Origin of the sequence: Streptomyces sp. HUAS CB01 (genome assembly GCF_030406905.1) — a bacterium.
Taxonomy (GTDB): Bacteria; Actinomycetota; Actinomycetes; order Streptomycetales; family Streptomycetaceae; genus Streptomyces; species Streptomyces chengbuensis.
Map to the genome: position 1 here is coordinate 7308688 of NZ_CP129137.1, position 17653 is coordinate 7326340.

The following is a 17653-nucleotide window of genomic DNA, read 5'->3' on the forward strand; positions in this document are numbered from 1 at the left end:
CGCTGCGGCGCATCGGCACCACACAGGACTAGGTTGGGCGTCATGAGCAATCTTGATCGTCAGGCTGCGCTCTCCGTATGCGGCGGCAAGGGCTTCGTCGTCGCCGATCCCGTGCGTGAGCTCCTGACCCCCCGCCGCGTCCCGCTCGGCGAGTCCACCGAGGTCCGCCGGCTGCTCCCCAACCTCGGACGCAGGATGGTGGGTGCCTGGTGCTTCGTCGACCACTACGGTCCCGACGACATCGCCGACGAGCCCGGGATGCAGGTGCCGCCCCACCCGCACATGGGCCTGCAGACCGTGAGCTGGCTGCACGAGGGCGAGGTGCTGCACCGGGACAGCGTGGGCAGTCTCCAGACGATCCGGCCGAAGGAGCTCGGCCTCATGACCTCGGGGCGGGCGATCAGCCACTCCGAGGAGAGCCCGAAGAGCCATGCCCGCCTCCTCCACGGAGCCCAGCTCTGGGTCGCCCTGCCCGACGCCCACCGTCACGGGGAACCGCACTTCCAGCACCATGCCGAACTTCCGCACGTCACCGTTCCCGGACTGACCGCCACGGTCATTCTCGGAGAGCTCGACGGCGCGGTCTCACCGGGCTCGACGTACACGCCCATCGTGGGCGCCGACCTCGCCCTGGCCCGCGGCACCGAGACCAGCATCCCGCTCGAACCGGACTTCGAGTACGCCGTGCTCTCCATGTCCGGCGAGGCCCACGTCGACGGTGTGCCCCTGCTCCCCGGCTCGATGCTCTACCTCGGCTGCGGACGCGGCGAACTGCCCCTGCGGGCCGAGTCGGACGCCGGTCTGATGCTGCTCGGAGGTGAACCGTTCGAGGAGGAGCTCATCATGTGGTGGAACTTCATCGGCCGTACGCAGGAGGAGATCGAGACCGCCCGCAGGGACTGGATGGAGGGCTCCCGCTTCGGCGAGGTCCACGGCTACGCGGGCGACCGGCTCCCGGCGCCCGACCTCCCGCCGGTGCCGCTCAAGCCGCGGGGACGGGTGCGCTGACCGTCGTGCCGTCGTGCCGTCGCACCGCCATGACACCGACGACCTGACACCACACCGTTCCGGGACCCGCGGGTGCACGCATGGTCCTCGTCCCGGTGACACCGTCACCCGGCGGCACCGCCCCCTCGCACCACCCCGTGGGCGTCGCGGGGGCCCCGGCCCCGGACGCTACGCGCGCTCGGCGCGGTACAGGCCCCGGCCGGTCCGGCGGATGCGCGAGGTGCCGACCAGGCGGTCGAGCGTGCTGCGGACCGCGTTGATGGTGCCGCTGTCCGTGTCGCGGCCGAGGGCGGCGGCCACATCGCGGGCCCGTACGTCCGCGTCGCCGACCGTGGCGAAGTACTCCAGGATCTGCTCGGTGAGCCTGCCGTAACCGCTCTGCCGGTCGGCGTCGGTCGAGGTCGCCGACTCCTTGGCCCCCTGCCGGCTCCTCGGCCGCCGGGTCCGCGGCGCCGTCTTCGGTGCCTCGGCCGGGACCGCGGGGGAGGGCACGGCGGTCTCCGGTGCCACGCGCGCCGCCGCCTGCCGCCGGCCCGGCGCCACGGGGGTCTCCGCCGGTGCGACGGCCGGGTCGAGCATGAGCGACTGGAGGGCGCGGAGAGCCCGTTCGACGGAGCCGAGATGGGCCACCACCGCGGCCAGCTCCCTCTCCAGCGCCTGCTTCTGGACGTGAAGGCGGGCCAGGTCCTCCTGGAGGCTCTCGGCGGTGAGCTCGACGTTGTGTGCCACGTGGGTTTCGGAGACCATGTGTTCCTCTCACCTCGACCCCGGATGTTGTGTCCCTGTCGGCTCGCCGCCGGTACCACTCGGCAGGGCGCGGGATGGGTTCCCCGGGGCCATCATACGCAGCGGCACACGGAGGACCGGGGGAGAGAGCAGGAGCCCACCGTGTTCCGGGCGCCGCGGACACACGGAAGGACAGGGACCCGCCCGCGGTGCCACCGTCGGGGGCGGCAGGGAGTGAGGGTACCGTTCGTCGCCCACGTCCCGCCGCCCCGGCCCGGGGCACCGGTGGCCGCTGTCAGCCGGCCGGCGGCGGGGGCGACGACGGGCCCCGCCGGTTCCAGGCGCGGAGTTTGTCCGGGTTGAGGATGATCCAGATCTGGGTGGCCTGGTGTCCGGCGATGTCGAGGCAGATGACCGCGGCGATCTGGTGGTGGTGGCGCACGACGAGTCCGGTCCGGCCGTTGACGGAGCGGGTCCGCAGGGTGGTGCCGGCGAGGAGGGTGAGCAGGCTGCGGGCGACGGGCCGGGCGCCGCGGACGGGCCGGTCGAGGGCGCGGACCTTGCCGCCGCCGTCGAAGTAGGCGGTGGCGTCGGGGGCCAGGAGGGAGGCCAGGAGCACCGGGTTCCGGGTGACGCAGGCCCGGCGGACGGCGCGGACGACGGTGTCGTGCCGGCGTGGCGTGGTGGGTCCTGCGCGGGGGGCCCGGAGGCTGTGGCGTGCACGGTGGACCAGTTCGGTGCACTCGTGCTCGGGCCGGCCGACGATGCCGGAGACGGTGCCCGGTGGCATGCCGAAGACGTCGTCGAGGACGAACGCGGCCCGTTCGGCCGGGGTGAGGGAGTCCAGGGCGCCGAACAGGACCTCGTCGATCTCCTCCGCGAGCACGGCGTGCGGGCGTCGCGCGGGTGTCGCGGTGTCCGGTGCCGGGTGGTGGCCGGGTGTCGCGTGGCCGGGCGGGGCCAGCCGGTCCAGGCAGATGCTGCCGGTGGTCCGCACCAGCCAGGAGCGGGGTTCGGCGATGCGTGCACGCGCCGGGCGGGACAGCCCGTACCACTTTCGGTAGGCCTCGTCGACGGCGTGCTCGGCCTCGCTGCCGCTGCCCAGCATCCACCGGGCCACGTCCAGCAGATGACGCCGCTCCTCCAGCAACTCGGCCAGCGGCACCGAGTCCCTCGACACCCCGTCATCGGCACGGTCCATAGGGCATCCTCCCGTCCCCTCGTCAGTTCAGACCGGACAGCCGCCGGACTTGTGACACCGGACCGGTACGCGGTGCCGGGGGTGCGCTTCCCGCTTCCAGGCAGCGCGCACGGATTCCTCACATCGACGCGCACCGTGTCACATACGCACCGGCCGTTCGGTCTCGTCTACGACAGGCTGTGACTTTTCGGTACGGCTGCGACAGTGCGCGTTTCCCGCGCGTTCCTCGGCGAGGAGGTCCTCGTGAACTGGCGACTGGACGCGACATGCCTGGGCGAAGACCCTGATCTGTTCTTCCCCATCGGCATCGGCAACAGTGGTCCCACCCTGCTGCAGACCGCCGAGGCGAAGGCCGTGTGCCGGCGGTGTCCCGTGGTGGAGCAGTGTCTCGACTGGGCCGTCGAAAGGGGCCCGGTCGACGGAATCTGGGGCGGCACCACGGAGAGCGAGCGACGTGCGATCAGCCGGCGCAGGATCAGCGCCCGCACGAGCCGGGGCTGAGCGGCGCGACGACGGGTGAGCCATGGGCGCCGTCTGGCGCACCCATGGGCTCCCCGGGTCAGGCGGCGGACGCCTGGTCCAGCCGCACCGCCGAGACGTCGAGGACCAGCGTCACCTTGTCGCTGATGAGCACGCCCCCTGTCGTCAGCGCCGAGTTCCAGGTGAGTCCCCAGTCGGAACGCTGCAGGGTGGCCGTGCCCTCGAAGCCGATGCGGGTCTGCCCGCAGGCGTCCCTGCGGGTGCCGCCGAAGTCGACGTCGACGCCGAGGGGCAGTTCGATGTCCTTGATCCAGAGGTACCCGGCCAGGCGGAACGACCCGTCGCCGGTGGGGACGACCGAGGCGGAGCGGAAGGTCATCAGGGGAAAGGTCGAGGAGTCGAAGAAGTCCGCGCCCGTGAGGTGCCTGTCCCGGCCCGGTATGCCCGTGTCCAGGCTCTCGGTCTGGACGCTCAGATAGGCCTCGGACCGGGCGGGACGGGCCCCGTCGAGTTTGAGCAGCCCCTCGAAGGTGTCGAACTTCCCCCGTACGTTCGAGACCATGGCGTGCCGGACCGAGAAGCCGACCATGCTGTTGACCGGGTCGAGCGCGTAGACGCCGGTCACTCCTTCGTACGGACGGCTGCTGGGGACGGTGTCGTGCTTGCGGCTCCTGAGCATGGCGGGACGCTTCCTTCGTGCTGTGGGTGTTCGTACGCGGGCGGATACCGGTCGCGGCGGGGGCACGGCGGTCCGGGAGCGGTCCACCGGCCGGCCGGGTGGCCCCTGACGTGCAGGGGCCACCCGGGGGACCTACTGCTGACGCGCGAGCCAGTCGGTGAACCGGGTCCCACCGAGACGGGCGTCGGGGCCGGGCAGGAGGGTGTCCTCCTCCAACTCGGCGCCGAAGTACGTGGCGTGCGGGTCCGCCACGACCGTGCGGGGGTCGTTCCTCGCTGCGAGGCCCTCGCGGACGAGGTCGTCCAGCCGGTACCTGTCGGGGCCGGCGATCTCCACCACTCCGCCGACGGGCGTACCGACCGCGGTGCGGCCCACCTGGGCGGCCACGTCGCCGGAGAAGACGGGCTGGATCCCGACGGCGGCCAGACGCACGGTGTCGCCGTCGGTCGCCCCGTCCGCGATGCCGTTCATGAACTCGAAGAACTGTGTGGCGTGGACGATGGAGTACGGGATCCCGGACGCCTTGATCAGCTCCTCCTGCGCCTGCTTGGCGCGGAAGTAGCCGCTCTGCTGGAGCCGATCGGTGCCGACCACGGAGAGGGCGACGTGGTGGGTCACACCGGCTTCTGCCTCCGCGGCGAGAAGGTTCGTGGTCGAGGTGCGGAAGAACTCCATGACCGCCTCGTCCTCGAACGAGGGCGAGTTCGACACGTCGACCACGACCGAGGCGCCGTGCAGAACCTCGGCCAGGCCCTCACCGGTCAGGGTGTTGACGCCGGTGTCGAGTGCGGCCGGCACCGCTTCGTGGCCGTGCTCCGTGAGCCTGCCGACCAGCTGCGAGCCGATGAGGCCGGTTCCGCCGATGACGACGACCTTCATGATGGGGATCCTCTCGGAGGTTCATCACGTGCGGCGGGCATCGCGAAAGGCGATCCGCCGGCCGCACCGGAGAAATGTTGTCTGCTCCAGGAAAGACAGAAACGTGATCCGGTTCGTGACGGAACACTCGGTGGACGCGGAGTCTCTTCCCGGGATTTCCCGCACGTCATTCGGCGAGCTTTCCGTCGGTGGAGACGTCTTCCATGAGGGAGGCGATCTCCTCGGGCACGGGCGGGATGCTCTCGTGGGTGATGCCGGTGGTCGGGGACCAGACGAGGTTCACCTGGAGATCGGGGTTCGTGCCGGGGTAGTCGCTGCGGTTGTGGCAGCCGCGGGTCTCCCGGCGTTCGAGCGCGGCTTCGAGCGTGGCGCGGGCGGCGAGGGCCGCGGACTTGAGGTCGAACGCGTGGGCGAGGTCCTGGTAGCCCGCGATGTCGGGGTGGACGCCGACGCGTTCCATGCGCTCCTCGATCGCGGCGAGCTCGGTGAGTCCGGTGCGCAGGCCCTCCTCGTCGCGGACGACGCCGGCGTGCTCGGTCATGGTGTTGCGGATGGCGCGCTGCAGCGCCCGGACGTTCTCGGGACCGTCGGCGGCGAGGAGGCCGTCGATCTCGGCGCGTGCCTCGTGCACGGCCGCGGCGGAACGCGGGTGTGCGGTGAGCGACGCGGAGTGGGCCGCGGCGGCCTGTGCGGTGATGCGCCCGTAGACGAGCAGTTCGATGAGGCTGTTGCCGCCGAGGCGGTTGGCGCCGTGCAGTCCGCTGGAGGCTTCGCCGATGGCGTACAGCCCGCGGACGTCGGTGCTGTGGTCCTCGGGCCGGACCCAGACGCCGCCCATGGAGTAGTGGGCGGTGGGTGCGACCTCGATGGGTTCGCGGGTGATGTCGAGCATCTGCAGGTCCAGCAGGGTCTGGTAGACGCGCGGAAGCCGGTTCATGATCGTCTGTCGGGGGAGGTGGGAGACGTCGAGCCAGACGCCGCCGTCGGGGGTGCCGCGGCCTTCCTTGATCTCGGTGTAGGAGGCCAGGGCGACCCGGTCGCGGGTGGAGAGTTCCATGCGCTGGGGGTCGTAGCGGGTCATGAACCGCTCGCCGAGGGCGTTGCGCAGGATGCCGCCCTCGCCGCGGGCGGCTTCGCTGACGAGTGTGCCGGCGGCGTTCTCGGGTTCGATGATGCCGGAGGGGTGGAACTGGACGAGCTCCGGGTCGCGCAGACGGGCGCCCGCTTCGACGGCGAGACGGAAGGAGTCGCCGGTGTTCTCGTCGCGCCGGGAGGAGGTGCGGCGCCAGATACGGGTGTGTCCGCCGGCGGCGAGGATCACGGCGTCGGCGTGTACGAGGTGACGGGTTCCGTCGGTGAGGTCGAAGCCGTAGGCGCCGAAGACGGTGCCGTCGTGGACCAGCAGACGGGTGATGTAGATGCTGTCGAGGACGGGGATGTCGAGCTGGGCGGCGCGCCGGATGAGGGTGCGCTGGATCTCCAGACCGGTGTAGTCGCCGGCGAAGGCGGTGCGGCGGTACTTGTGCGCGCCGAAGAAGCGCTGGGAGATACGGCCGTCGTCCTCCCTGGCGAACGCCATGCCGTAGCGCTCGAGGTCGTCGATGCCGCGGGCGGCGCCCTGGGTGACGATCCGGGTGGTGCGGGGGTCGCCGAGGAGGTAGCTCTCCTTGAGGGTGTCGGCGGCGTGCTGCTGCCAGCTGTCCTCGGGGTCCATGGTGGCCAGCGAGGCGTTGATCCCTCCGGCGGCCAGGGCGGTGTGGGCGTCCTCCTTGGGGCGCTTGCCGACCACGAGGACGTCGACACCGGCCTCGGCCAGTTCGATCGCCGCCCGCAGGCCGGCTCCGCCGGTGCCGATCACCAGCACCATGGTGGAGAGTCGTCGTTCGGTGGCAGCCATGATTGCTCCGATCGTTGGGGCCGTCACTGGAAAGACCAGGTCACCGACCGGTTTGTGACACCCCGCCCACCGGCGGGCCCGCATGACGCAGGGGTGAGGGGCGACGGCCGCCCGCGCCGCCGCCCCTCACCCCGGGGAGCGTCAGGGGACGAGGCTGTCGAGAGGCACCCCGGGGTCGGAAAGGCGGGCCTCGTCGATCCCCGCACCGGCCTGGATCAGGGCACGGATCGGATCGATGACGTCCCATACGTTGACGCTCATGCCCGCGAGGACGCGGTTCTTCGCCATCCAGAAGGCGATGAACTCGCGCCCGGCGACGTCGCCCCGGAAGACCACGCGGTCGTAGCCGCCCGGTTCCGCGTACCCGGTGTACTCCATCCCGAGGTCGTACTGGTCCGTGTAGAAGTACGGCAGCCGCTCGTACACGGCGTCCTGGCCGAGCATGCTCAGGGCCGCCGTGAGCGGCTGGTTCAGGGCGTTGGCCCAGTGCTCGACGCGGAGGTGCCGGCCGAGCCGCGGGTGGTACGCGTTGGCTACGTCGCCCGCGGCGTAGATGTCGGCCACCGACGTCCGCAGATGCTCGTCCGTGACGATCCCGTCCCTCACCTCCAGGCCCGCCTCCTGGGCGAGCCGGACATTGGGCGTGATGCCGATGCCCACGACCACGGCGTCCGCGTCCAGCCGGCTGCCGTCGGCGAGCCGCACCCCGTCCACGCGGCCGTCGGTTCCGGTGATGCTCTCGACCTCCGCGCGGGGGCGGAGATCCACACCGTGGTCCTTGTGGAGCCCGGCGAACACCTCCGCCGCTTCGCGCCCGAGCACCTTCAGCAGCGGCAGCTCCGAGTGCTCCAGCACCGTCACCTCGGCCCCGGCGGTCCGGGCGGCCGCCGCGGTCTCCAGGCCGATCCATCCACCGCCGATCACCACGATCCTCGCGCCCTCGGTGAAGGCCGCCCTGAGTCGTTCGCTGTCGCCGACACGGCGCAGATACAGCACGTTGTCGAGATCGGCTCCGGGAACGGACAGCCGCCGCGGGGACGAACCGGTCGCGAGGAGCAGCTTGGCGTAGGGCACCCGGCGCCCGCCGTCCAGCTCCACCTCCCTGGCCCGCACGTCGACGGACGCCGCGCTCGTACCCAGCAGCAGCTCGACGTCGTGCTCGGCGTACCAGTCCTCGGGATGCACGAAGATCGAGTCGCGCTCCTCCTTGCCCAGGAGGTAGCCCTTGGAGAGCGGCGGCCGGATGTACGGCCGCTCCCGCTCGTCGCCGATGATCACGAGCGGGCCGCGGTGGCCGTGCTCCCGCAGGGCCTCCGCGGCCTTGCCCGCGGCCAGTCCGCCTCCGACGATGACGAAAGTATTCTCAGGGGACACGGTGTTCCTCGTCTCGGATGTCGCACGCTGCGAGTCATGCGTTGAGAGTTGTCTAACAGACCGTGCGACGGCGGATCCTGTGACAAACCGGCTGTTCAGTCATTGGGACGCTCACGGCAGCACGGGCCCCCGGCGAGGTGCGGGCCGCCGGTCCGGAGGACCGCCGCGGTCCGGTACACGACGGCGGGCCCGGCTCCCCCTCCACGGGGCCGGCGTGATGGACGTGGGGGTCCCCTGCCGGGCCATCTTCGGGTACGGGCAGATCGCGTCGGCCTTCTCCGGCAGGGGCGCGGTGACCTCCTGGGGGACGCCCGGCCACTTCACCACCGGAGCGACGTGCAGCACGTACCCGCCGTCCTGGGGATCCCGCCCGAACGCCACCGTCGTCTCCGGGGAGAAACCGGCGGGTCGAGCGCCGCCGCCTGTCGCGCCACGAGACTCGGGGCCCCGTGCAGCAGGCCGCGAAACCGGCGGCGAACAGCTGCTCGGGGTGGGTCCCCCGGCCGTCCCCGCCGAGCTCGCGGGGCATGCGCAGGCGGATGTCCGGGGCCCCGTCGTCCGAGCGGGCTCTCCGGAGGCCCGTCCGCGCCCGGCGGCACCACCGGCGACGGTGACGGTCGTCGTGCAGCGGAGGGAGACGGACGACCCGGTGCAGTCCCTGGCGGTGGACAGGTCGGGCAGCGGGACCGGCCCGTTCACCGCGTCGCCCCGGTGTCGCCGCGGTCAGCGCTCCCGGTGCTGCTCCTGCCGATCCTCATGGTGTCCGCCCTCCAGGTCCGTGCGGTCCGGGAATTCCGGATGACTGGTTGACAGACGGCCCACCGCCCGTGTGACACCGCCGGGATCCCGCGGGGCGGTCAGTGGTCCAGCGACGCCACGAAGGGGGCCAGCTTGGCCGGGTTCATCACCCACATGATCTGCTCGATGCCGTCGGCGGACACGTCCACCGACAGGAGCGCGAACGCGTTGCCGTCGGACGACACGAGCACGGCCGGGAGCCCGTTGGCCTCGACCCACCGCACCTCCGCCCCGGGCCAGAACCGCGGTGCGAAGGCCGCGACGTACTTCGAGACGTGCGGACGTCCCACGACGGGGATCCGCGATGCCTGACGCACCCCTCCGCCGTCGGAGTAGCTGACCACGTCGGAGGCGAGGACGTCCTCGAGCGTCGACAGATCGCCCGTCTGCGCGGCGGTGAGGAAGACCTCCAGCAGGCGCCGGTGATCGGCCGGACTGACGGGTTCCCTGCGCTCGGCGGCCAGGTGCTTGCGTGCACGGCTCACCAGCTGGCGGGCGTTGGCCTCGCTCGTCTCCAGGACGTCCGCCAGCTGCTTGTAGGGGTAGTCGAACGCCTCCCGCAGGACGTACGCGGCCCGTTCCACCGGATTCAGCTTCTCCAGGAGGAAGAGGACCGCCAGTTCGACCGCCTCGGCCCGTTCCGCGCCCACCTGGGGGTCCGCACTCGTGTCGACGGGCTCGGGCAGCCACGGACCGACGTACGACTCCCTCCGTACCCGGGCCGACTGGGCGGCGTTGATGGCCAGACGCGTGGTGATCGTGGCCAGGAAGGCCGCCGGCTCGACGACGTCCGTACGGTCGGCGTTCTGCCACCGCAGCCACGCCTCCTGGACGATGTCCTCGGCTTCCGCCGCGCTGCCGAGCACACGGTAGGCGATGCCGAAGAGCTGCGGGCGCGCGGCGAGAAAGTCCCTCGCTGCCTGGTCAAGCGGGTCGGCGTCATCCCCAGCGTGCATGGTCGTCCCTTCCGGACCCGAGATCACCATGCTACAAGCCGGGACAGGGCCCTGCTTCTGCGGGCGTGGTGTTCACACCGATCACACGTGGGTGCACACCGTCACCCATGGTTGTGTCCGTGGTGCGCCCACGCGGTGACGCCTACGGTGGTCCGGGACGCCCGCCCCCGGCCGGTGCCCCGTGGACGCCTTCTGTCACAGACCCGCGGTGCACCCGGTCATCCCCGGCGGGGATGCTGTGTCCCCGGAGCCGGTGGGAGGCGAAATGAAGAAGATCGGACTGGGCGGCCAGGGGCTGACGGTGTCGGCTCAGGGTTTCGGCGCGATGGGCATGAGCGGTGTCTACGGCGCGAGCCGCGACCTGAAGGAGTCCATCGCCACCCTCAACGAGGCGGTGGACCTCGGCATCACCTTCTTCGACACGGCGGAGTCGTACGGCCCGTTCGAGAACGAGCGGCTCCTCGCCCGTGCCCTCGGCCATCGCAGGGACGAGATCGTGCTGGCGACCAAGTTCGGCCTGGACTTCTCGGACGACGGGCGGCCCGGGCCGCTGGACGGCAGGCCGGAACACATCCGGCGGGCCGTCGAGCGCTCGCTCCGCCACCTGGAAACCGACGTCATCGACCTCTACTACATGCACCGGCTCGATCCGGACACCCCGGTCGAGGAGACGATGGGCGGCATGGCGGAACTCGTGGCGGCGGGGAAGATCCGCTACGTCGGCCTCTCGGAGGTGTCCGCGGCGACCGTCCGACGGGCGCACCGGGTGCACCCGCTGACAGCGGTTCAGTCGGAGTTGTCGCTGTTCAGCCGTGACCCGCTCGACAACGGGGTCAAGGACACCCTGGACCGGCTGGGCATCGGCCTGGTGGCCTACTCGCCGATGGGACGCGGCTTCCTCTCCGGCGCGATCCGCAGCATCGACGACATCGCCCCGGACGACTCGCGCCGCTCGCTCCCCCGTTTCTCCCCGGAGAACATCGCGGCGAACCTGACGCTGGTCGACCACGTCCGAACCATCGCCGAGGCGAGGGGAGCGACGTCCGCACAGATCGCGCTGGCGTGGGTCGCCGCGCAGGGCGCCGTCCCCATCCCGGGGACCAAGCGGCGTGCCTTCCTCGCGGAGAACGCCGCGGCCGCCGGGATGGTCCTGACCGCGGACGAACTGGCGTCCCTGGAAACGGCGGTCACGCGGGACTCCGTTCAGGGCGCCCGTTACACGGACCAGCAGCTGGCATCGACGAACCGCTGAGACACAGCGGCCCGGCCCCGCACCCGGGGCCGGGCCGCTCCGCTCCGCCGTGACCTCCGCCAGGGTCGGACGAGTTCGAGCCCGCCGTCGTTCGTGAGCACCTGGCCGGTGACGTGGGTACCCCGCGGGTCGGCGGTGCGCACGGTCCAGTCCGCGACGTCCTCGGGGTCGCCGAGCCGGCCCACGGGGATGCGCTCGCGTTCGTAGGCGAGCATCTCCTGGACGGTGTCGTCGGGAACCCGCCGCGACCAGCACGTCCGTCCTGGCGGGACCAGGGGCAACGGCGTTCGCGCGCACACCGTCCGGGGCGAACTCCAGGGCCCAGCTCCTGGTCGCTCGAGGGCGCTCTTGGTGGCGGTGTGTGCGCTCCTCCGGGAAGTGGGCGGTGGCCTTACGCACTCGGCACGTTGACGATGGAACCGAGGTCGCGCGGAGGTGCGGCAGTGCCGCGTGGGCGAGCAGGCTCGGTGCCGTCACGTTGAGTGCGAGGAGCCGGCCGATCACCGAGCGGTCGGTCTCCGCCGGCGGCATCACGGAGGTGGAGCCGGCGTTGTTCACGAGGAGATCGAGCCGGCCTCAGCGTTCCACGGCGGTGCCGACGACCTTTCGGAGGCCCCTCCTCGACGATGTCGAGCGGCAGGACCGCGATGCCGGGGTGGGCGCGGGCCGTCTCCTCGAGAGCTTCCTTCCGGCGTCCCGCTCCGAGGATCCGGGCGCCCGCCTGGGCCAGGGCGACGGCCGTCGCCCGGCCTGTGCCCGATCCCGCGCCGGTGACGACGGCGACCCGGTCCGCGAAGGGGGTCGCCGTGGAGCGGGTCATGGTGCCCCTCGGATCGGTGTTCCCCGGCAGGGAGGCCCCTGCCGTCGGTGCCTGCGCGGGGGAGGAGCCGAGGACGGCTCCCTCGGCCGGGCACCGGTGGTTCCCCGGCCCCGGCGGAACCGGCCGGCGCCGGGGGTCCGTCTCCCCGCCGGAAGGCCGGGGCGACGCGGAGACGGACGTACGGGTCCGGCGGGGCCGGGTGTCCTCGGTCAGCCGAACTGACCGGGCTGGTAGCTGCCCGCAGGCTGCTGGTTGATCACGTTGATGCGGTTGTAGGCGTTGATGAGGGCGATGAGCGACATCAGGGCGACGAGCTGGTCACCGTCGTAGTGCTTGGCCGCGTTCGTCCAGGCCTCGTCGGTGACGCCACCGGCCGCGTCGGCTATCCGGGTGCCCTGCTCCGCCAGCTCCAGGGCCGCGCGCTCGGCATCGGTGAACACCGTGGCCTCGCGCCAGGCGGCGATCAGATTGAGGCGCAGCGGGGACTCACCCGCGACCGCGGCGTCCTTGGTGTGCATGTCGGTGCAGAAGCCGCAGCCGTTGATCTGGCTGGCGCGGATCTTCACCAGCTCCTGGGTGGCGAGCGGCAGGCCCGACTCGGAGAGCACCTTGCTCGCCGTGTTGAAGTGCCTCAGCACCTTGCCCGCAAGGCCGTTGCCGAAGTAGTCGAGACGCGCTTCCATGTCGTCCTCCTGGTCGAGTTGCGGATACACACTGCTGACCGGACAACGCGACGGGACGTGACAGACGGGAGAGTGTGACCTGCGTCATGCGACTCGGGCGGCCGGCCACGTGGACAGGAGCCGGAGGAGGCCGTGGCTGTCGGTGTCCGGCACCGCGGTGAGGACCAGGAGACGCTGCGACCGGTCGGGCTCGAGCAGCGTCCGGCGGTGGAGTTCGAGCAGTCCCCGCCGCGGATGCCGGAAGCGCTTCGGCGCGCGGGGGGAACCGAGCACCGGGTGCTCGGACCGGACGGCCTCGAACTCCCGGCCGGCCGCGCGCAGGACCCCGACGAGTTCCGCGGCGCGCGAGTCACCGCCGGCGCGTGGGTACGCACCGTGGAGATCCGCCACGAGCAGGCGGTCCGTACGGCGTGGTCGCTGCAGGGACGGGCCGCCCGGGAGGCCGGATCCGGTGAAGCGGCGGTGGTGCGGACTGCAACACCGTGTGACACCGTCCTGTTCCCACTGCGCATGGCCGCGGCCTTCCGTGTCCGTGGTCGTGGGGGACTGCCGGCCGGCGGAGCGGGAGCCGGGCTGAGGAACCGGCGCGGGCGCTCCCGTGCCGCCCGGGCCGGCCGGCACGGAGGCGCCCACCGTGCCTCGGGAGGTGGTGGCCTTCGTCCCCAGGAACTCCTCCGGTCCGGCGCGCCCCGTCCCACGGCCGATCCCGGACTGCTTGTCACCACCGAACGGGGCCCGTCCGGACCGGTCAGGATTCGAGAAGCACCGGCGGGCGGGCCGCGGCTAGCGTGACGGCCATGGACCTCATCCTCCACGCGAGCTTCCTCCCGTACGACGACGCGGAGGCCTCCCTGGCCTTCTACCGTGACGTCCTCGGCTTCGAGGTCCGCTGCGACGTCGCGGACGACGGGATCCCCCGGATCACGGCCAGCCCGCCCGGCCGGCCCGGGGCGGCCCTCGTCCTGGAGCCCCCGGCCGCGGAACGGGGCGTCACCGTCGAAGAGCGCCGCACCGTCGTCGAGATGATGGCCAAGGGCACCTACGCCCGCGTCCTGCTGTCCACCGGCGAGCTCGATCGCGTCTTCGCACGGCTGCTGGTCGCGGGTGCCGAGGTCGCCCGGGAGCCGGCCGAGCAGCCGGACGGAGTGCGCGACTGCGCCGTCCGCGATCCCGCGGGCACCCTGCTCCGCATCCGGGAGCTGCGCTGACTGATCCCGCCGTCGCGGCGTGCACCACGGCGACGCCACGTCTCCGCACCCGCGCGACCCGCACGACCCGCGCGACCCGCGCGACCTGCGTCCCGCCGTCCGCCGGCCCCGGGCCGCACCCCATGGCGTGTCCATGATCCGCGCCGACGAAGCGCCACCAGACATACTGCTCGAAGCCGGTCGGACCGAGCGAGGCGACGCCTACGGAGACCGCGAAGGCGCCCGACAGATGGAGAGACGATGAGCAAGGCCACGAGGACCACCCCGCAGTCGCCTGTGCAGCACGCTGCCGACAGCCACGACCTGATCCGGGTGCACGGGGCGCGCGAGAACAACCTCAAGGACGTCAGCATCGAGATCCCGAAGCGGCGACTGACGGTCTTCACCGGAGTCTCCGGCTCGGGCAAGAGCTCCCTGGTGTTCGACACGATCGCCGCCGAGTCGCAGCGGATGATCAACGAGACGTACAGCGCCTTCCTGCAGGGCTTCATGCCGACCCTCGCCCGGCCCGAGGTGGACGTGCTCGACGGCCTGACGACGGCGATCAGCGTCGACCAGCAGCGGATGGGCGGCGACCTCCGCTCCACGGTGGGCACCGCCACCGACGCCAACGCGATGCTGCGCATCCTCTTCAGCCGGCTCGGGAAGCCGCACATCGGCCCGCCCAGCGCGTACTCCTTCAACACCGCCACGGTCCGGGCCAGCGGCGCGATCACGGTCGAGCGCGGCGCCAGGACCAAGGCCGAGAAGGCCACCTTCACCCGCACCGGCGGCATGTGCACGCACTGCGAAGGCCGGGGCAAGGTCTCCGACATCGACCTCACCCAGCTCTACGACGACACGAAGTCGATCTCCGAGGGCGCCTTCACCATCCCCGGCTGGAAGTCGGACAACGTGTGGACCGTGGGGATCTACGCCGAGTCGGGCTTCCTCGACCCGCACAAGCCGATCCGCAGGTTCACCAAGAAGGAGATGCACGACTTCCTCTACCGCGAGCCGACCAAGGTGAAGGTCAACGGCGTCAACCTCACCTACGAAGGACTGATCCCGAAGATCCAGAAGTCGTTCCTGTCCAAGGACAAGGAGTCGATGCAGCCGCACATCCGGGCTTTCGTGGAGCGCGCCGTCACCTTCACCACCTGTCCCGAGTGCGACGGCACCAGGCTCAGCGAGGGCGCCAGGTCGTCGAAGATCGGCAGGATCAGCATCGCCGACGCGTGCGCGATGGAGATCCGCGACCTGGCGGAATGGGTCCGAGGACTCGACGAGCCCTCCGTGACGCCGCTGCTCACCGCGCTGCAGGGCACCCTCGACTCGTTCACGGAGATCGGTCTGGGCTATCTCTCGCTCGACCGGCCCGCGGGCACGCTGTCCGGCGGTGAGGCGCAGCGCGTGAAGATGATCCGCCACCTCGGCTCCTCCCTCACCGACGTCACCTACGTCTTCGACGAGCCGACCATCGGCCTGCACCCGCACGACATCCGGCGCATGAACGACCTGCTGCTGCGTCTGCGGGACAAGGGCAACACGGTCCTCGTCGTGGAGCACAAGCCGGAGGCGATCGCGATCGCCGACCACGTCGTCGACCTCGGACCGGGCGCCGGTACGGAGGGCGGCACCGTCTGCTTCGAGGGCACCGTCGAAGGACTGCGTGCCAGTGGCACCGTCACCGGCCGCCATCTCGACGACCGGGCGACCCTCAAGGACTCCGTGCGCACGCCCACGGGCGCGCTGCGGATCCGCGGCGCGACGGCCAACAACCTGCAGGGGGTCGACGTCGACGTCCCGCTCGGAGTGCTCTGCGTGGTCACCGGCGTCGCCGGCTCCGGCAAGAGCTCGCTCGTGCACGGGGCGCTGCCCCGGCAAGCGGGGGCCGAGGGTGTGGTGTCGGTCGACCAGAGCGCCATCCGCGGTTCCCGGCGGAGCAATCCCGCGACGTACACCGGGCTGCTCGAACCGATCCGCAAGGCGTTCGCCAAGGCCAACGGCGTGAAGCCGGCGCTGTTCAGCGCCAACTCCGAGGGTGCCTGCCCCACCTGCAACGGCGCCGGCGTGATCTACACCGACCTGGCGATGATGGCCGGTGTCGCCACGACCTGCGAGGACTGCGAGGGGAAGCGGTTCCAGCCCTCCGTGCTGGAGTACCACCTCGGCGGCCGCGACATCAGCGAGGTGCTCGCGATGTCGGTGACCGAGGCCGAGGAGTTCTTCGGCGCGGGGGAGGCGCGCACACCCGCCGCGCACCGGATCCTCGAGCGGCTCGCGGACGTCGGACTCGGCTACCTCAGCCTCGGCCAGCCGCTGACCACGCTGTCCGGCGGCGAGCGCCAGCGGCTGAAGCTGGCCGTCCACATGGCCGAGAAGGGCGGGGTCTACGTCCTCGACGAGCCGACGACCGGTCTCCACCTCGCCGATGTCGAACACCTCCTCGGCCTGCTCGACCGGCTCGTCGAATCCGGAAAGTCGGTCATCGTGATCGAGCACCACCAGGCGGTCATGGCGCACGCCGACTGGATCATCGACCTCGGTCCCGGCGCCGGCCACGACGGAGGCCGGGTCGTCTTCGAGGGCACCCCCGCCGATCTCGTCGCCGAGCGTTCCACCCTCACCGGCGAGCACCTCGCGCAGTACGTCGGAGCGTGACCGGCGCAGTGCGCCCCTGGGGCGTGTTGCGAATATCCCTCCTGGCCCGCGACGCGGGCAGTTCCGCCTCGACGACCACGCGGACGACGTGACCGGCCTGGTCCGCGACTGCTCTCCGCGCCACCGGATGACCGGCGCGGGCCCGTCCGGTCCGGCAGCGCGGGCGTGGTGGACGACGCCGGCGTGGCACGCGACGCGGGCACGTGGCACGGCGGCCAGCGGTGCGCCTCACGCGCCGAGGGCCACCACGGCCTCGTCCGTGTACGTCAGGAACGTGAGGGTCTGCCGGAAGTACAGTTCGACGTCGTGCGCGTCGTGCCCGCTGTAGCCGATGGAGAGGTCCTCACCGAGCCGCAGTTCGTAGTCCCCGCCGCGCGTGGTCAGGAGGAAGGCGCCGTCGAGCGCGGGCGCCCAGAGCAACTGGCCGTCCAGGATGCGTTCCAGGTGCGCGGCGATCGGGTAGCCGTGGTCGGAGGTCTCGCTGACCGCGGTGTAGGCGTCGGCGCCCAGCAGCAGGGAGTACGGGCCGCCGACGCCGGCCAGCCGCAGGGTGGTGAGGGCGCGGCTCACCGTGTCCGGGTATTCCCGCGGCTCGGACGGGAGCGTGAGCGCGGGGTTCGAACTGCGCCTGCGCAGCCCGTCGATGCCCGCCGCCGCGTACCCCTCGAAGACCGCGCGGTCCTCGGTGAAGGCCATGGTGCGTGCGGCATCCTTGACCGGCTGCCAGTCCGAGTCCTGGGAACCCCGCTCGACGTCGTCGACCGCCGCACGGGACACACGGAACGGCACCCGCAGTTCGACGAGGGGCTGTGACGCGCGCAGGTGGGCGGATACCCCCGGTGCGGGCGCCTCGATCCGGGACAGGTGTCCGGTGCCCACCGCAGCGAGCTCGGGTCCGTCGGGGCCGGTGACATCCACGACGCGTCGCCCGGCGACGTTGCGCCGGAACGTGCGGCGTGCCTCCTCCTCGATCTCCGCCCAGGCGCCGGGCGGGATCGGGGCGAGTTCCCGGTGCAGGTTGTTCATGCCGTCGGGCGTCGTCATGGTGA

General features: G+C 71.7%; 16 protein-coding genes and 2 pseudogenes. 5 read left to right on the top strand and 13 right to left on the bottom strand.

All coding sequences use genetic code 11. The features are described 5' to 3' along the window. Positions 1-42 precede the first annotated feature (42 nt). Complete coding sequence (locus tag QRN89_RS31930) at positions 43-1008, top strand: pirin family protein (protein ID WP_290352890.1); 966 nt, start codon at positions 43-45, stop codon at positions 1006-1008. A 168-nt stretch (positions 1009-1176) separates the two neighbouring features. Here the strand turns inward: QRN89_RS31930 and QRN89_RS31935 are convergent, their stop codons facing one another. Both QRN89_RS31935 and QRN89_RS31940 read right to left on the bottom strand, forming a co-directional pair. Further along, the gene (locus tag QRN89_RS31935; RefSeq protein ID WP_290352891.1) at positions 1177-1755 is read right to left on the bottom strand and encodes a hypothetical protein; all 579 of its coding nucleotides are present in this window, start codon (positions 1753-1755) and stop codon (positions 1177-1179) included. A 274-nt stretch (positions 1756-2029) separates the two neighbouring features. Next, positions 2030-2935: a sigma factor gene (locus QRN89_RS31940; RefSeq protein ID WP_290352892.1), complete on the bottom strand. Its 906-nt coding sequence runs from the start codon at positions 2933-2935 to the stop codon at positions 2030-2032. A gap of 243 nt (positions 2936-3178) precedes the next feature. Between QRN89_RS31940 and QRN89_RS31945 the strand changes: the two genes are divergently transcribed. After that, positions 3179-3436 carry a WhiB family transcriptional regulator gene (locus QRN89_RS31945; RefSeq protein WP_290353937.1) on the top strand — a complete coding sequence of 86 codons (258 nt, stop codon included), beginning with the start codon at positions 3179-3181 and terminating at the stop codon, positions 3434-3436. A gap of 58 nt (positions 3437-3494) precedes the next feature. Here QRN89_RS31945 and QRN89_RS31950 read toward each other — a convergent pair whose 3' ends face one another. The 5 genes from QRN89_RS31950 to QRN89_RS31975 form a co-directional block, all read right to left on the bottom strand. Continuing rightward, on the bottom strand, positions 3495-4094 hold the full coding sequence (locus QRN89_RS31950; protein ID WP_290352893.1) for a YceI family protein: 600 nt from the start codon (positions 4092-4094) through the stop codon (positions 3495-3497). Between the two features lie 132 nt (positions 4095-4226). Beyond that, the gene (locus tag QRN89_RS31955) at positions 4227-4973 is read right to left on the bottom strand and encodes an SDR family oxidoreductase (protein WP_290352894.1); all 747 of its coding nucleotides are present in this window, start codon (positions 4971-4973) and stop codon (positions 4227-4229) included. Positions 4974-5139: 166 nt separating this feature from the next. After that, positions 5140-6870 carry an L-aspartate oxidase gene (locus tag QRN89_RS31960; protein WP_290352895.1) on the bottom strand — a complete coding sequence of 577 codons (1731 nt, stop codon included), beginning with the start codon at positions 6868-6870 and terminating at the stop codon, positions 5140-5142. 141 nt (positions 6871-7011) lie between these two features. After that, the gene (locus QRN89_RS31965) at positions 7012-8244 is read right to left on the bottom strand and encodes an NAD(P)/FAD-dependent oxidoreductase (protein WP_290352896.1); all 1233 of its coding nucleotides are present in this window, start codon (positions 8242-8244) and stop codon (positions 7012-7014) included. 857 nt (positions 8245-9101) lie between these two features. Further along, positions 9102-9998: an RNA polymerase sigma-70 factor gene (locus QRN89_RS31975; RefSeq protein WP_290352897.1), complete on the bottom strand. Its 897-nt coding sequence runs from the start codon at positions 9996-9998 to the stop codon at positions 9102-9104. Positions 9999-10263: 265 nt separating this feature from the next. Between QRN89_RS31975 and QRN89_RS31980 the strand changes: the two genes are divergently transcribed. Beyond that, a complete protein-coding gene (locus QRN89_RS31980) occupies positions 10264-11250 on the top strand; it encodes an aldo/keto reductase (protein ID WP_290352898.1) in 987 nt (328 codons plus the stop codon). Here the strand turns inward: QRN89_RS31980 and QRN89_RS31985 are convergent. The 5 genes and pseudogenes from QRN89_RS31985 to QRN89_RS32000 all read right to left on the bottom strand — a co-directional run bounded on the left by QRN89_RS31985 (position 11214) and on the right by QRN89_RS32000 (position 13386). After that, complete coding sequence (locus QRN89_RS31985) at positions 11214-11465, bottom strand: SDR family oxidoreductase (RefSeq protein WP_290352899.1); 252 nt, start codon at positions 11463-11465, stop codon at positions 11214-11216. The two genes, QRN89_RS31980 and QRN89_RS31985, sit on opposite strands and share 37 nt — an antisense overlap. A gap of 88 nt (positions 11466-11553) precedes the next feature. After that, positions 11554-11781 (bottom strand): annotated as a pseudogene (locus QRN89_RS35660) (ketoreductase); the annotation flags it as partial. A 181-nt stretch (positions 11782-11962) separates the two neighbouring features. After that, positions 11963-12070: pseudogene (locus QRN89_RS35665) on the bottom strand (ketoreductase); the annotation flags it as partial. A gap of 209 nt (positions 12071-12279) precedes the next feature. Further along, a complete protein-coding gene (locus QRN89_RS31995; protein WP_290352901.1) occupies positions 12280-12753 on the bottom strand; it encodes a carboxymuconolactone decarboxylase family protein in 474 nt (157 codons plus the stop codon). A gap of 84 nt (positions 12754-12837) precedes the next feature. Next, a complete protein-coding gene (locus QRN89_RS32000; RefSeq protein WP_356948673.1) occupies positions 12838-13386 on the bottom strand; it encodes an MmyB family transcriptional regulator in 549 nt (182 codons plus the stop codon). A 164-nt stretch (positions 13387-13550) separates the two neighbouring features. On the opposite strand from QRN89_RS32000, the gene QRN89_RS32005 reads away from it, so the two are divergent. Together QRN89_RS32005 and QRN89_RS32010 are read left to right on the top strand one after the other, a co-directional pair. After that, complete coding sequence (locus tag QRN89_RS32005; RefSeq protein WP_290352902.1) at positions 13551-13961, top strand: VOC family protein; 411 nt, start codon at positions 13551-13553, stop codon at positions 13959-13961. Positions 13962-14201: 240 nt separating this feature from the next. Then, on the top strand, positions 14202-16604 hold the full coding sequence (locus QRN89_RS32010; RefSeq protein ID WP_290352903.1) for an ATP-binding cassette domain-containing protein: 2403 nt from the start codon (positions 14202-14204) through the stop codon (positions 16602-16604). Between the two features lie 228 nt (positions 16605-16832). Here QRN89_RS32010 and QRN89_RS32015 read toward each other — a convergent pair whose 3' ends face one another. Continuing rightward, complete coding sequence (locus QRN89_RS32015) at positions 16833-17630, bottom strand: family 1 encapsulin nanocompartment shell protein (RefSeq protein ID WP_290353939.1); 798 nt, start codon at positions 17628-17630, stop codon at positions 16833-16835. Positions 17631-17653: the final 23 nt, after the last annotated feature.